Origin of the sequence: Streptomyces oceani, assembly GCF_001751245.1 — a bacterium.
Lineage (GTDB): Bacteria > Actinomycetota > Actinomycetes > Streptomycetales > Streptomycetaceae > Streptomyces > Streptomyces oceani.
This window is the reverse complement of sequence record NZ_LJGU01000127.1, coordinates 406593-421455: the sequence shown is the minus strand read 5'-3', so window position 1 is coordinate 421455 and position 14863 is coordinate 406593. Positions and strand designations below refer to the sequence as shown.

12 protein-coding genes are annotated in these 14863 nt (G+C 69.2%); 6 read left to right on the top strand and 6 right to left on the bottom strand.

Annotated elements, in window-relative coordinates:
• The first annotated feature begins 145 nt into the window (after positions 1-145).
• Positions 146-1450 (top strand): citrate synthase, encoded by a 1305-nt coding sequence (locus AN216_RS15195; protein WP_070197186.1) that lies wholly within the window; start codon positions 146-148, stop codon positions 1448-1450.
• A gap of 428 nt (positions 1451-1878) precedes the next feature.
• On the opposite strand, the gene AN216_RS15190 is transcribed toward AN216_RS15195, so the two are convergent.
• From AN216_RS15190 to AN216_RS15180, 3 genes are all read right to left on the bottom strand, one after another.
• Complete coding sequence (locus AN216_RS15190) at positions 1879-2112, bottom strand: heavy-metal-associated domain-containing protein (RefSeq protein WP_070197185.1); 234 nt, start codon at positions 2110-2112, stop codon at positions 1879-1881.
• A 114-nt stretch (positions 2113-2226) separates the two neighbouring features.
• The gene (locus tag AN216_RS15185; RefSeq protein WP_070197184.1) at positions 2227-3057 is read right to left on the bottom strand and encodes a maleylpyruvate isomerase N-terminal domain-containing protein; all 831 of its coding nucleotides are present in this window, start codon (positions 3055-3057) and stop codon (positions 2227-2229) included.
• A 112-nt stretch (positions 3058-3169) separates the two neighbouring features.
• Positions 3170-4072 carry a sugar phosphate isomerase/epimerase family protein gene (locus tag AN216_RS15180; protein ID WP_070197183.1) on the bottom strand — a complete coding sequence of 301 codons (903 nt, stop codon included), beginning with the start codon at positions 4070-4072 and terminating at the stop codon, positions 3170-3172.
• A 213-nt stretch (positions 4073-4285) separates the two neighbouring features.
• Here AN216_RS15180 and AN216_RS15175 point away from each other — a divergent pair, with 213 nt between their 5' ends.
• The 5 genes from AN216_RS15175 to AN216_RS15155 all read left to right on the top strand — a co-directional run bounded on the left by AN216_RS15175 (position 4286) and on the right by AN216_RS15155 (position 10769).
• Positions 4286-5287, top strand: coding sequence for a 5-dehydro-2-deoxygluconokinase (locus AN216_RS15175; RefSeq protein ID WP_070197182.1), 1002 nt, complete (start codon positions 4286-4288; stop codon positions 5285-5287).
• A 19-nt stretch (positions 5288-5306) separates the two neighbouring features.
• The gene (locus tag AN216_RS15170) at positions 5307-6185 is read left to right on the top strand and encodes a Cgl0159 family (beta/alpha)8-fold protein (protein ID WP_070197320.1); all 879 of its coding nucleotides are present in this window, start codon (positions 5307-5309) and stop codon (positions 6183-6185) included.
• 27 nt (positions 6186-6212) lie between these two features.
• Positions 6213-7241: a 5-deoxy-glucuronate isomerase gene (iolB, locus tag AN216_RS15165; RefSeq protein WP_079166606.1), complete on the top strand. Its 1029-nt coding sequence runs from the start codon at positions 6213-6215 to the stop codon at positions 7239-7241.
• Positions 7238-9100, top strand: coding sequence for a 3D-(3,5/4)-trihydroxycyclohexane-1,2-dione acylhydrolase (decyclizing) (iolD, locus tag AN216_RS15160; protein ID WP_070197181.1), 1863 nt, complete (start codon positions 7238-7240; stop codon positions 9098-9100). Before iolB ends, iolD begins: the two co-directional genes overlap by 4 nt.
• A gap of 172 nt (positions 9101-9272) precedes the next feature.
• Positions 9273-10769, top strand: coding sequence for a CoA-acylating methylmalonate-semialdehyde dehydrogenase (locus AN216_RS15155; RefSeq protein ID WP_070197180.1), 1497 nt, complete (start codon positions 9273-9275; stop codon positions 10767-10769).
• Positions 10770-10992: 223 nt separating this feature from the next.
• On the opposite strand, the gene AN216_RS15150 is transcribed toward AN216_RS15155, so the two are convergent.
• From AN216_RS15150 to AN216_RS15140, 3 genes are read right to left on the bottom strand one after another with little or no spacing between them, the layout of a single operon-like run.
• Complete coding sequence (locus AN216_RS15150; protein WP_070197179.1) at positions 10993-13167, bottom strand: xanthine dehydrogenase family protein molybdopterin-binding subunit; 2175 nt, start codon at positions 13165-13167, stop codon at positions 10993-10995.
• Positions 13164-14204, bottom strand: a complete 1041-nt coding sequence (locus AN216_RS15145) for an FAD binding domain-containing protein (RefSeq protein ID WP_070197178.1) — start codon at positions 14202-14204, stop codon at positions 13164-13166. Before AN216_RS15145 ends, AN216_RS15150 begins: the two co-directional genes overlap by 4 nt.
• A complete protein-coding gene (locus AN216_RS15140) occupies positions 14201-14797 on the bottom strand; it encodes a 2Fe-2S iron-sulfur cluster-binding protein (RefSeq protein WP_070197177.1) in 597 nt (198 codons plus the stop codon). Before AN216_RS15140 ends, AN216_RS15145 begins: the two co-directional genes overlap by 4 nt.
• Positions 14798-14863: the final 66 nt, after the last annotated feature.

Genomic DNA, 14863 nt, shown 5'->3' with positions numbered 1-14863 from the left:
GCAGGATAGTAGCCATGGCGGCACTCGGTGCCACCATGGAGCCCATTGGCCGACCCCCAGTGCACCGCACGGCACCAAATGGGGGACAGTGGAAAGCGTCAGGGGCATCTCAACGAAGAGGCACTACGTCCGGGTGAGGGAAGACGTGAGCGAACACCACGCAAGTGACAGCGCTGTAGTACTGCGGCACGGTGACCGTGAATACAGCTATCCGGTGGTGGACAGCACGGTCGGTGACCGTGGCGTCGACATCGGGAAGCTGCGTGCCGACACCGGCCTGGTGACCCTGGACTCCGGCTACGGCAACACCGCCGCGTACAAGTCCGCCATCACCTACCTCGACGGTGAGCAGGGCATCCTGCGTTACCGCGGGTATCCAATCGAGCAGTTGGCCGAGCGTGGGTCGTTCATCGAGACGGGCTACCTGCTGATCAACGGCGAGCTGCCCACCGTGGACCAGCTGGCCCACTTCAAGAACGAGATCACCCAGCACACCCTGCTGCACGAGGACGTCAAGCGTTTCTACGACGGCTTCCCCCGGGACGCCCACCCCATGGCGATGCTCTCCTCCGTGGTCAGCGCCCTGTCGACGTTCTACCAGGACAGCCACAACCCGTTCGACGAGCAGCAGCGGCACCTGTCGACCATCCGGCTGTTGGCGAAGCTGCCGACCATCGCGGCCTACGCCTACAAGAAGGCCGTCGGTCATCCCGTGATCTATCCCAGCAACGACCTGGGATACGTCGAGAACTTCCTGCGCATGACCTTCTCCGTGCCGGCGGCGGAGTACGACCTGGACCCGGTCGTGGTGAGTGCCCTGGACAAGCTGCTCATCCTGCACGCCGACCACGAGCAGAACTGCTCCACCTCCACGGTCCGGCTGGTGGGTTCCTCGCAGGCGAACATGTTCGCCTCCATCTCCGCTGGTATCAACGCGCTCTGGGGCCCGCTGCACGGTGGTGCGAACCAGAGCGTGCTGGAGATGCTGGAGTCGATCCAGGCGCAGGGCGGCGACGTCGACACCTTCATCCGCAAGGTGAAGGACAAGGAAGACGGCGTGAAGCTGATGGGCTTCGGGCATCGCGTCTACAAGAACTTCGACCCCAGGGCGAAGATCATCAAGGCGGCGGCGCACGACGTCCTCTCCGCGCTCGGTAAGAGCGACGAACTGCTGGACATCGCGCTGCGGCTGGAGGAGCGCGCGCTCAGCGACGACTACTTCGTGGAGCGGAAGCTCTACCCGAACGTCGACTTCTACACCGGTCTGATCTACCGTGCGATGGGCTTCCCGACCAGCATGTTCACGGTGCTCTTCGCGCTCGGCCGGCTGCCCGGGTGGATCGCGCAGTGGCACGAGATGATCAAGGAGCCGAACTCCCGTATCGGTCGCCCCCGGCAGATCTACACCGGTGTGGTGCAGCGTGACTACGTACCGGTCGAATCCCGCTGACGTAGGCCGAACCTCACGTCCTGCTCGGCGGTAGGCGCGACCGTACCAAGCTCACCAGGGCCTCAGTCCGCTACGGACTGAGGCCCTGTCGCATGGGTCGAGGTCGGCGGGTGCCAACGATGAGCGACCGAGGGTGATGTGACGCGGGTCACAAAATTTGGGGGTAACCATTCGCGGGGGGCGTGAGTCTAACCGGGTGGCGTCGGCACCCGGCGGAGTCGTCGCCGCACGGTGCGCGTGCACGGGAAGCTTTGAGCGGCCCCTCGATGCGCGCGCCAGCATGCGCCCGGTGGGAATCCTGTGGGGGGAATCCAAGACCGGGACAGCGGAACGCCCCGCCGGCGGGCCCGTGGGGGGACTCGTCGCGGGGCGTTCCCGGCGCTGCGCGAGAAGGTTGTGGTGTCGGTCGGGCCGGCGCCTGGTGGGGCTCACACGTCCGGCTGGTCGGCGTGCCGCCCCACGAGTTCGTACCCTGCCTCGTCCACGGCGGCGCGTACGGCTTCATCGTCCGGATCGCCGGTGAACGTGACCGTCACCAAGCCCGTCGAGGCGGCGGCCTGTACTGCCGATACTCCCTCGATCTCCGAGAGTTCGGCGGAGATCGCCTTCTCGCAGTGGTCACAACTCATTCCGCTGACCTGGTAGGTGGTGGCCTCCGACATGTCTCGCTCCCTGGTGGTGTGGTGTGCGCGTGTGCCGCCGGGTCGGGAAGTTCGACCCGTTTATACCCCCTTAGGGTATCGCATCGTGCCCAGTCGGGGCCGTGGCGGTGCCGATCATCGCCGCAGCCAGTCGCCCGCTGCCTCCAGCCACGCGATGAGCAACTCCGCGTCGCCATCCACCGTGATGCCCTCGCTCGCCGGTGTCCTGCGGCCGTACAGCAGTAGGAGGAGGTCGGCGAGCGGTCCGCGTACGGTCGCGCTGGCCTCGGGTGAGGTCGTGCCCTGCTCCAGGTCCGCGGCGGTCGTACGGCGCCAGGTGATCGGCTCGCCACTGAGGAGGACGAACCAGTTCGCGGGTGTTCCGGGTGCCGCGTCCGTGGCCTGGAGGCGAACGCACCGGCCGGGGGCGAGTAGCGCGGTGCGGGAGTCAGCTGAGGCGTACGCCTGCGGCAGGGCGCTGAACCCCACCCACTCGTCGACCGCGTCCAGGCCCAGTGCCTGGTCGACCATGAAGCCCGCGCCGACCGTCGAGGCCGCGTCCGCCCGATGAACCACGGTCTCGTACGTCATGCGGCGGGCCCAGAACGTCGGCGTGCCGCCCGGTGCCACCGTCCACACCGGTACGTCGGGACCGGCTTCACGCAGTGTGTCCGCGAGCCGCTCGGCGCCTTCGGTGAGCCAGTCGCGAAGGGCGGAGGGGTCCTGGTGTGCGTACCAAGCGGGGTCGCTGACCTGGTCGTCCGCGACCGGGCCGGTCGCGCGGGTACGCACGATCCGCTCGGTCCAGCGGTGCGCGCCACCGAGGTGGCGCAGCAACTGGTCGAGACTCCAGCCCGGGCAGGCGGCCACCTCGCCCGCCAGATCCGCGCCGTCGAGATGCGCTCTCAACAGCGCGGTCTGCGCGAGGATCTCGGTGCAGTAGCTGTGATGACTCAGCGAACCCATGGCCGTACGGTATGCCCGGCCACCGGGCCGGGCTGGACCGGGCTGGGCCGGGCGGGCCGCGTCGGGGGGTTTCCGCGAGGCCAGGGCACGGCGCCGTGCGGCCTCTCGTACGTCAGGCGCCGCAGCCGCGCAGGAAGCGTCGGGTCCGCCGGGCGATGGGCAGGGGCTGGTCCGGCGGACAGGGATACATGTCCTGCTCGACGATGGCGAACAGGTCGACACCGAGTCGTTGCGCGGCGTTCAGCACCGGTTCCATCTCGGGCACGCCGAGGGGTGGCTCGCACATCACCCCCTGCTGGACGGCCGGACCGAACGGAGTGCCCTCGGCGGACACCCGGGCCAGCACCGCTGGATCCACCTGCTTGAGATGCAGGTAGCCGATCCGTTCGCCGTACGTCTCGATCAGTTTGACGCTGTCTCCGCCGCAATAGGCGTAATGCCCGGTGTCCAGACAGAGGTTGACCAGTCCGGAGTCCGTGCCGTCGAGGAACCGCCGAACGTGCGGTTCGGTGTCGATGTGGGTGTCGGCATGCGGGTGCACGACGATCTCCAGGCCGAACCGGTCCCGTACCTCACGGGCCAACCGCTCCGTCCCGCTGGTCAGTTGCTCCCACTGCGCCGAGGTCAGCTCGCTGGGCTCGATCATCTCCGCGGTACGGTCGTCCCGCCAGAAGGAGGGGATCACCACCAGGTGCCGTGCGCCCATCGCCTGGGTGAGGGTGGCGACCCGGGAGACCTGTGCCCAGGTCTCCTCCCATACCGCGGGGCCCCGGTGCAGCGACGTGAACACCGTCCCGGCCGACACACGGAGGCCGCGCCGGTCCACCTCGTCGCGAAGCCGGACCGGGTCGGTGGGGAGGTAGCCGTAGGGGCCCAGTTCGATCCAGTCGTAGCCGGCGTCCGCGACCTCGTCCAGGAAGCGCTCCCATGGCACCTGCTGCGAGTCGTCGGGAAACCAGACGCCCCACGAGTCGGGGGCGGAGCCGACCCGGAGGCGGTCGAGGGAAGTGGGCATGCGGGACGCTCCTTCCTGTGCCGGCCCTGTGCCGGCCGGGAGTCTCGCCTGATCGACGGTGGGGCGGGGGGGTGCGTGACTCCGACGATAGACCGGGGAGTCTCGGAAGGTCCATACGTTCTTATGTAAGGACATCGCGTTGACAGGCTTCCGTCGCGGGTCTACACCGGATGCTGTCAGCAGTCAGCTCCAATCCCCGGAGGGACACCCCGTATGAGCCCAAGCTTCGACGTGCTGACCATGGGACGCATCGGGGTGGACATCTATCCGCTGCAGACGGGGGTGGGGCTGGCCGAGGTGGACACGTTCGCGAAGTTCCTGGGCGGTTCCGCGACCAACGTGGCCGTGGCCGCGGCCCGGCTCGGACGTACCTCGGCCGTCATCACCCGTACGGGCACGGACCCGTTCGGGGACTACTGTCACCAGGCCCTGCGGGAGTTCGGGGTGGATGACCGCTGGGTCACCCCCGTACGCGACCTGCCCACGCCCGTCACCTTCTGCGAGATATTCCCTCCGGACCACTTCCCGCTCTACTTCTACCGCTGGCCCAAGGCCCCTGACCTGGAGATCGACGCCGCCGAACTGGACCTGGAAGCGGTACGCGCGGCCCGTATCCTCTGGGTCACAGGCACCGGACTGTGCGCGGAGCCGAGCCGGTCCGCGACCCTCGCGGCACTGCGTGCCCGGGGCGACGGTGGGGGCGGGGGCCAGAGCGCCGTCGATCCGAAACAGGGAGCGGGGCAGCCGGAAGTCGCCAGTGTCCTGGACCTGGACTGGCGGCCGATGTTCTGGAGCACCGAGGCAGCGGATGTCCGCGAGATCTACCAGGCCGCGCTGGCGCACGCTTCCGTGGCGGTGGGCAACCTTGATGAGTGCGAAGTCGCCACCGGCCTTCGGGAGCCACGGGCTTGCGCCGAGTCCTTGCTCGCCTCCGGGGCCACGCTCGCCGTCGTGAAGAAGGGGCCCGAGGGGGTGTTGGCGGCCCATCGGGACGGCACGATCGCCGAACTACCGCCGCATCCGGTCGAGGTGGTGAACGGACTCGGTGCCGGCGACGCGTTCGGCGGGGCACTGTGCCACGGTCTGCTGGCCGACTGGGACCTCGCCCGCCTGGTGCGCTACGCGAACGCCGCCGGTGCACTGGTCGCCGGCCGGCTCGCCTGTTCGTCCGCGATGCCCGTGCCGTCCGAAGTCGACGCGTTGCTCGACGGCTGACCCGACGGAGGTGAGTGTGTTGCCGATCAGCCCCGCCGAACTGGCCGCGCTGCGGGCGCGGCACCCCGAAGCCGTCGCCGAGGCGGCGGCCCGACGGGTACGGCGCCCGCTGGTCGGGGAGAGCGGACGGCTCCTGATTCTCGCGGCCGACCACCCGGCCCGGGGCATGCTCGGTGTGGGAGACCGAAAGACGGCCATGGCCGACCGCGCCGACCTGCTGGAACGACTGTGCCGTGCGCTGGCGCGACCCGGGGTGGACGGCGTGCTCGGCACCGCCGACATCCTGGACGACCTTTTGTTGCTGGGGGCGTTGGAGGAGCGGGTGGTCGTGGGCTCGATGAACCGGGGCGGCCTGTCCGGCGCGGCGTTCGAGCTGGACGATCGCTTTACGGGGCACCGGGCCCAGGACATTGGGCGACTCCGCTTCGACGCCGGCAAGCTGCTGCTGCGTATCGACCACGAGGACGAGGGCACGCTCAGCACGCTGCTGTCCACGGCACGGATGGTCGATGCGATGGCCGAGCGGAAACTGCCGGTATTCGTCGAGCCGTTCCTCAGTAGGCGGGTTGGCGGCCGGCTGCGGAATGACCTGTCTCCGGAGGCGGTTGCCACCTCGCTGGCCATCGCCTCCGGACTCGGCGGCACCTCCGCGTACACCTGGTTGAAGGTCCCGGTCACGGAGGACCCCGGCCGGATGGCCGAGGCGCTGGCCGCGTCCACCCTGCCAGCCGTGCTCCTAGGTGGAGACCTCGACGGCGATCCGGAGGAGACGTACGACAGTTGGCGCACCGCCCTGCGGCTGCCGACGGTGCAGGGACTGGTGGTGGGTCGTGCGCTGCTCTATCCGGTGGACGGGGACGTCGAGGCGGCGGTGGACACCGCCGTCGGACTGCTCTGATCGGTCCCGGAGAGGAAGGGTGAAGAGATGAGGAACCACGGCTTCCACCGGCTGGCGGGCACCGAGGGCGACTCGGAGGCCCCGGGCTCGCCGTACGTGCTCGACGTCGCACCGGAGAGCGCCGGCTGGGACTACTCCGCACTGCGGGTCCTCGAACTGCCGCCGGGCGGCCGCCACCGGTTCGCCACCGGCGACAGCGAGTGGATCGTCCTGCCGCTGGGCGGCGGCTGCACCGTGGCCGTGCGGGCGGACAGCACACGGCGGGACTTCGAACTGCACGGTCGGGACAGCGTCTTCAGCGGCGTCACCGACTTCGTCTACGCGCCCCGAGACGGAGAGCTGTGGATCTCCAGCACGCGAGGCGGACGGTTCGCACTCGCCGGGGCTCGTTGCGCGCGCCGACTTCCGGCACGATACGGTCCCGCGGCTGAGGTCTCGGTCGAACTGCGGGGGCGGGGGAACTGCTCCCGCCAGGTCAACAACTTCGCCGCGGCCGGGGCTTTCGAGGCGGACAACCTGATCGCCGTCGAGGTGCTCACTCCGGGCGGCAACTGGTCGTCGTACCCGCCGCACAAGCACGACGAGCAGAGTCCGGGAGAGGAGAGCGAACTCGAGGAGATCTACTACTACGAGATCGCCGCTCATGACGGGACGGAAGGTGTCGGATACCAGCGCGTCACTCCTTCCGGTCCGGACAGCCGTACCGACGTACTCGCCGAGGTGCGCAGCGGAGACGCCGTCCTGATTCCGGATGGCTGGCACGGTCCCTCCATCGCTGCTCCGGGACATGACATGTACTACCTCAACGTGATGGCCGGCCCGGGCTCGGCGCGCGAGTGGCTGATCCGGGATCATCCCGAGCACGCCTGGATTCGGAGCAGTTGGGAAGACCAGCCGGTGGACCCGCGGCTGCCGCGGTACACGGCGCCGGCGATGGACCCCGCGCGGCGGAGCAGCGGCCGGCAGACAGTCGGGCCGGTCGGGGAGACCGGGCCCCCAGGGGACGCCGGGGAAACCGGGGCGTCCGGCGCCGCCGGGGAAGGGATGACGTCATGACCGTGCGGCTCACCGTCGCGCAGGCGCTGGTGCGTTTCATGACCGCGCAGTACACCGTGCGAGACGACAACCGGCAGCGATTGCTGGGTGCCTGTTGGGGGATCTTCGGGCACGGCAACGTCGCGGGGATCGGACAAGCCCTGGTGGAGCACCGCGCCAACATGCCCTACCTGCAGGGCCGTAACGAACAAGCCATGGTGCACGCGGCCGTCGGTTACGCCCGTCACTCGAACCGGTTGCGCGCACAGGCGGTCACCACCTCCATCGGGCCGGGCGCCACCAATCTGGCCACCGGGGCGGCACTGGCCACCGTGAACCGGCTGCCCGTGCTTCTGCTGCCCGGTGACACCTTCGCCACCCGGCCGGCTGATCCGGTGCTGCAACAACTCGAGGTGCCCCATGCGGGCGACATCTCGGTCAACGACGTGCTCCGGCCGGTATCCCGATACTTCGACCGGGTGGTGCGTCCGGAAGTGTTGATTCCCGTGGCGCTGGAGGCGATGCGGGTCCTGTCCGATCCCGCGGAGACCGGGGCGGTCACACTGGCGCTGCCGCAGGACGTACAGGCCGAAGCCTTCGACTGGCCGGCGGAGTTCTTCGCGGAACGGGACTGGCAGGTGCGACGGCCGCCGCCGGAGCCCCTCGCTCTGGCGGCGGCCGCCACCGTCGTACGGTCCGCCGCTCGCCCGTTGGTCGTCGCGGGCGGCGGCGTGCAGCACAGCGAAGCGGCGGAGGCGCTGCGGGCGTTCGCCGACGCCACCGGAATCCCCGTCGCAACCACCCAGGCCGGGAAGGGGGCGTTGCGTCACGACCATCCCGCGGAACTGGGCGGGATCGGCCACACTGGCACGGCAGCCGCGGACGAGATCGCGCGCACCGCGGACGTGGTGCTTGGGGTCGGCACCCGCTACACCGATTTCACGACCGCGTCCGGCACCCTCTTCGCCCACCCCGGAGTCCGGTTCGTCAACCTCAACGTCACCCCGTTCGACGCGCACAAGCTCAACGCGCACACGCTGGTCGCCGACGCGCGCAGCGGCCTGGAAGCGCTCACCGACGCGCTGCGCGGTCACCGGGTCGAGAAGGAGTACGAGAGGGAGTACCAGAGGCGCCGAGGTGCCTGGGAACGCGTGGTGCGGGCCGCCTATGACGGTGGGGACGGCGCCGCCCGGCCCACGCAGACCCAACTGTTGGGCGCGCTGGACGAGGTTGTCGACGAGTCGGACGTGGTGATCAACGCCGCCGGCTCGCTGCCCGGTGACCTGCACAAGCTGTGGCGGGCCCGGTCGCCGCGGCAGTATCACGTGGAGTACGGCTTCTCCTGTATGGGTTACGAGATCCCCGGCGCCCTCGGCGTGTTGCTCGCCGATCCAGAGCGACCGGTGTGGGCCCTCGTCGGAGACGGCAGTTACCTTATGCTGCCCACCGAGATCGTCACCGCCGTGCAGCACCGGCTCCCGCTCAAGATCGTGTTGATCCAGAACCACGGCTACGCGTCCATCGGCGGTCTCTCCGAGGCGACCGGCGGTGAGGGATACGGCACCGCCTACCGGTACCCCGCGCCGGACGGTGACTACACCGCGGACCCGCTGCCCGTCGACCTGGCCGCGAACGCCGCGTCCCTCGGCATGGAGGTGCTCCGGGCTGACAGCGTACGGGAGTTGCGTGCCGCGCTGCGGGACGCCCGGGAGGCCCGACACCCCACCTGTGTATACGTCGAGACCGATCCGACGTCCACCGCCCCCGAAGCGCAGGCCTGGTGGGACGTGCCGGTGGCGGAGACAGCGGCCCGGCCTGCGGCGCGCGCTGCCCGAGTGGAGTACGAACGTCGGCTGGCGGACAGACGCCGGCAGCTGTAGCCCAGGACGGTCCGGTGATGTCAAGGCTGCCCGGGAGACGCTCGGTTTGCCGGAAGACGTTTCCCCCCACCCGATCCGGGCGAGTACTGACCCACCCACGCACCACTCGCCCGAGCCCCTGGAAAGGGCATCCAAGCCCAACCAGAACCGCTACGAGAGAATTGGGAATCCGATGAAGACCCTCGGCCACTGGATCGGTGGTAAACACACCGACGGCAGCACCGGCGCGTACGGCCCGGTCTACGACCCCGCCACCGGGGAGCAACCCACCCGGATCGCCCTCGCCAGTGCCGAGGAGGTCGACCAGGCTGTCGCGGCCGCGAAGGAGGCGTACCAGGAGTGGGGACACTACTCGCTGGCTCGGCGTACCGCGATCCTGTTCGCGTATCGGCAGTTGCTGGACGCGCACCGGGAGGAGATCGCCCGGCTGATCACCGCGGAGCACGGCAAGGTGCACTCCGACGCGCTGGGTGAGGTGGCCCGCGGTATGGAGATCGTGGAACTCGCTTGCGGGCTGGCGGACAAGCTCAAGGGCGAACTGTCCACCGAGGTGTCCACACGGGTGGATGTCTCCGCCATTCGGCAGCCGCTCGGGGTGGTCACAGGCATCACCCCGTTCAACTTCCCCGCGATGGTGCCGTTGTGGATGTTCCCGCTCGCGATCGCCTGTGGGAACACCTTCGTGCTGAAGCCCAGTGAGAAGGACCCGTCCGCCGCCTACCGGTTGGCCGAACTCGCCGCGGAGGCGGGACTCCCGGACGGTGTGCTGAATGTCGTGGGTGGCGACAAGGTGGCGGTCGACCGGCTCTTGGAACACCCGGACGTCTCCGCCGTGTCGTTCGTCGGCTCCACTCCCATCGCGCGGTACGTCCAGCAGGAAGGCGTACGTCACGGCAAGCGGGTGCAGGCGCTGGGTGGTGCCAAGAACCACATGCTCGTGCTCCCGGACGCGGATCTCGACCACGCCGCGGATAACGCGGTCAACGCCGCGTATGGCTCGGCCGGTGAGCGGTGCATGGCCGTATCGGTCGTGGTCGCTATCGACTCGGTGGCTGACGAACTGGTCGACAAGATCGCCGAACGTGCCAGGAACCTCCGCATCGGTCCCGGCAACGACCCGGATTCCGAGATGGGGCCGCTGATCACCGCTGAACACCGGGAGAAGGTCGCCGGTTACGTCCGAGGAGCGGCCGACCAGGGTGCGGAGGTGGTGGTGGACGGTACGGCGCTGTCGGTGTCGGGGCATGAGCAAGGCTTCTTCCTCGGAGTCTCGTTGCTGGACAAGGTGCGTCCGGCGTCTGACGCGTACCGGGACGAGATCTTCGGGCCCGTGCTGTGTGTCGTACGAGCCGAGACCTATGACGAGGCGCTGGCGCTGATCAACAATTCCCCCTGGGGGAACGGCACGGCCGTCTTCACCCGGGACGGTGGCGCGGCTCGCCGCTTCCAACTGGAGGTCGAGGCCGGGATGGTGGGCGTCAACGTGCCGATTCCGGTGCCGGTGGGGCACCATTCCTTCGGCGGTTGGAAGGACTCACTCTTCGGCGACCTGCACGTGTACGGAAACGACGGGATCGCCTTCTACACCCGGGGGAAGGTGATCACCACCCGCTGGCCGGATCCAGCGGACAGTGGGGGCATCAACCTGGGCTTCCCCCGAAACCACTGACGGATACGCCGTGCTCACGGCGGTCAGGACGGATGGTCACCGAGCTGGCCTTTCGGGGTTGTCTCGGTGATTCCGCCCCTGCGTCCTCGTGGTGCGTGCGTAGGGGTGCGTACGCCATTCCCACCGTGCACGCCGGCCATCTCGTGTGTTCCGGTGCCCTGATCGAGTTGCCGAAGCGGTGCTCCCGAAAGAAGGGCTTCCCGGGAGGCCCGATCCGCTCTTCTCAGCGCACCAGTTTGTCCGGGGTGAGTGGGAGGCTTCGCCCCCGTATGCCTGTGGCGTCGTAAACGGCGTTGACCACGGCCGCCGGTGCCCCCACGATCCCTATCTCGCCGATTCCCCGTGATCCCATCGTGTTGGCGTGCGGATCGGTTTCCTCCAGCCACTCGGCCTCGACATCGGCGATATCGGCATGGGCGGCGATGTGATAGCTCGCCAGGTCGTGGTTGACGACGTGCCCCGTCCGGTGGTCCAGGACACCGTGCTCATGGAGGGCCATGGAGAGACCCATGGTCATGCCACCGATGAACTGGGACCGGGCCGTACGGGGGTTGATGATCCGGCCCGCGGAGAACACTCCGAGCATCCGAGTCACGCGTACCTCTCCGGTGTCAACATCCACCCGCACTTCCGCGAACTGCGCGCCGAACGAATGCAGCGCGAACTGCTCGGCATCCGGGTTGTCCGGCAACTCGCCGGTCATGACCGCACCGGCCGCCGGCTGTTGCCCGTGCTCCGTACGGAACCGGCGCGCGGTGGCCACGATGGTGGGCCCCCAGGAGGCCATCCCGGAGGAGCCGCCCGCCACGGTCGCGTGGGGCAGGTCCGTGTCGCCGATCTCCACGGTCACCGCCTCGACCGGGCGGTCCAGCGCGTCGGCGGCGATCTGGGTGAGTGTGGTCCAGGTGCCGGTGCCTATGTCCGCCGCACCGATACGCACGGTGTAGTGCTCAGTCCCGTCATGACGCACGAGCGCGCGGGAGCCCGGAGAGGTGTAACACGGGTAGGTCGACGCAGCCACGCCCATGCCCACCAGCTGATCGCCTTCCCGGCGTCGGCGTGATCCCGGGGGCCCCTCCTGCCAGCCGAACCGGCGGGCGCCTTGCCGGAGGCATTCGACCAGCCGGCGACCGGACCAGGGCTTTCCGGACTCCGGATCGAGGGGCGGATCGTTTCGCAGACGCAACTCGATCGGATCGAGCTCACATGCTGAGGCGAGCTCGTCCATGGCCGTCTCCAGTGCGAAGATTCCCGGCGCCTCACCCGGTGCCCGCATCCACGAGGGCACCGGCACGTTCAGGGCGGCCAGCCGGTGTGCGGTACGTCGGTTCGGAGCCGCGTACATCATTCGGGTGCCACAGGCCGTCTGTTCGGCGAACTCCTTGACCGTTGACGTGTGTTCGGTGACCTCATGGGCCACCGCCGCCATCCGTCCGGTTGAGTCCGCGGCCAGCCGCAGCCGTTGCAGTGTCGGTGTCCGATGACCCGCCAGCGAGAACGTCTGCTGTCGAGTGAGCGCCAGTTTCACCGCACGGCCCGGTACCGCTCGGGCACAGAGCACCGCGAGCACGTCGTGCGCGTGCGGCATCCCCTTTGAGCCGAAACCGCCGCCCACATGGGGCGACACCACGCGCATCTCCTCCTTCCGCAGGCCGAAGAGCGGCGCGAGAGTGGAGCGTACGGTGTGCGCGCCCTGAGTCGAGGCGTACAGCGTCAGTCGCACCGTGGCCACGCCGTCCGAGGAGGGCCGCTCGGCGTCGGAGCCTGCCGGGATCGGCCGGTCCGCTGGCCCACCCTCGGCTTCCCAGAGGGCCACCGCAGCGTGCGGTTCCATCGGGTTGTTGTGTTCCATCGGCGTCAGGTAAGTGACGTCAACCATGTGTTCGGCGGAATCGAGAGCACCGTCCACGTCCCCTTCGACGGTGTCCGGGGCGAACGCCGGATTGACCCGCTCCGGGGTGTAGAGGTCACCGCTGTCACCACGGAGTTCGGTGTGGTGCGGCAACTCGTCGTAGTCCGCCTCCACGAGTCCGGCCGCCTGCTGGGCTGCCTCCGGTGACTCCGCGACCACCACTGCGATGAACTGGCCACGGAAAGCGACCTCGTTCGACTGCAGGACCGCCAGTTCACCGTCCTGCGCCCCGCGCAGATCATCCAGCTGGCCGGCGTTGTCCGGCGTGAGCACCGTCACCACACCGTCCAGGGTGCGCGCCGCCATGGTCTCCAACGCGCGGACTCGACCGTGCGGCACCGTGGAGAGCACGGGGTGGGCGTACAGGGGTGGGCCGGCGCCGGCCGGCTGCTCGTAGGCGTACCGCGCGGTGCCGGTCACCTTGGCGTGGCCTTCCACCCGTGCCACCGGCGTACCGACGGCACGGGACCTCGCTCCCGTTGTCATCCGCTCTCCTCCTCCAGGCCCGGACCGTGCCAGCCCGGGTACGGTCGATCAGGACGCTCGGCGGTGAGCCCTCGCAGCACTGCCACCAGCGTGTTGCGCACCATCGGAACCTTGTACGCGTTACCCCCGTATGGTCGGGCCGCCGTCAGTTCGGCGTCCGCGGCCTGGCGGAAGGTGCCCTCGCTCGCGACCGCGCCGCGCAGCACCTCCTCCGCCCGGGTAGCGCGCCATGGAGCGTGTGCCACCCCGCCCAATGCGACGCGTGCGTCCCGCACCACACCATCGTCCAGATCCAGCGCGGCGGCGACGGACACCAAGGCGAAGGCGTACGACGCGCGGTCCCGCACCTTCCGGTAGGTGGAGCGCGCGGCGAATCGGCGTGCCGGCAACTCCACGTCGGTGATCAACTCACCGTGCCGTAGGACCGTGTCCTGCTCGGGTGCGTCGCCGGGGAGGCGGTGCAAGGCGTCCAGCGGCAGGGTGCGTTCACCGTACGGGCCGAGCACCCCGACCGAGGCGTCCAGCGCGAGCATCGCCACCGCCATGTCAGAGGGATGGACGGCGATGCAGTGTGCCGAGGCCCCCAGGATGGCCTGCTCCCGGGTGTGTCCGCCGATCGCTGAACATCCCGTGCCCGGCTCCCGCTTGTTGCAGGGCGTGCTGGTGTCCTGGAAGTACGGGCATCGGGTGCGCTGGAGGAGATTCCCCGCGGTCGTCGCGGCGTTCCGCAGCTGTCCGGAGGCCCCGGACAGCAAGGCCCGGCAGAGCGCCGGATAACGGCGCCGCACGAGCGGGTGCGCCGCTAGGTCGCTGTTGCGCACGGTGGCGCCGATCCGCAGGGCTCCGGTGTCCGTCTCCAGTACGTGGTTCAGTGGTAGTTCGGACACGTCCACCACGAGGTCCGGCCCGGCGACACCCAGTTTCATGTGGTCCACCAGGTTGGTGCCACCGCCGAGGAAGGCGGCGCCGGGTCGGCCGGCCACGGCGGCGACGGCGTCGGCAGGGGCAGCTGCACGCTGGTAGTCGAAGGGGATCATGCGCCGTCCTCCGGGAGCTCCGACGGTGCTCGCCCCGCGGGGGAGCGCGGCTGTGCCGCACGCAGTGCCGCGAGGATGTTGACGTAGGCACCGCAGCGGCAGAGGTTGCCACTCATCCGCTCCCGCAGCTCCGCGTCGTCGAGGACGATCCGCTCGTCGGCCAGGTCGGTGGTGACGTGACTGGGCTGTCCAGCCGCTGCCTCCTCGAACATGCCGACAGCCGAGCAGATCTGGCCCGGAGTGCAGTACCCGCACTGAAAACCGTCATGATCCAGGAAGGCGCGTTGCACCGCGTGCAGCCCGCCCAACTCGCCAGCCGGGTCGCGCACCGCCTCACTCTTCCCGCTCGCCGCGCCCAGGCCGTTGGCCGTGACCACGTCCGAGCCGTCGCATCCGACCAAGAGCTTCAGACAGCTCAGCATGCGTCTGCCATCGATCAGTACCGTGCAGGCGCCGCACTGGCCGTGGTCGCAGCCCTTCTTCGGTGAGGTCACCGACAGGTGCTCCCGCAACGCGTCCAGCAGGGTCGTGCGGCTGTCCACCGTCGTCGAACGCTCCTCGCCGTCCACCCGCAGTGTGATCCGGACATTCATAGCGTGGCCTCCCACCGAAGCCGGTTGGTTCCAGAGCGGAGGTACCACGCGAGGCGTCGGATATAC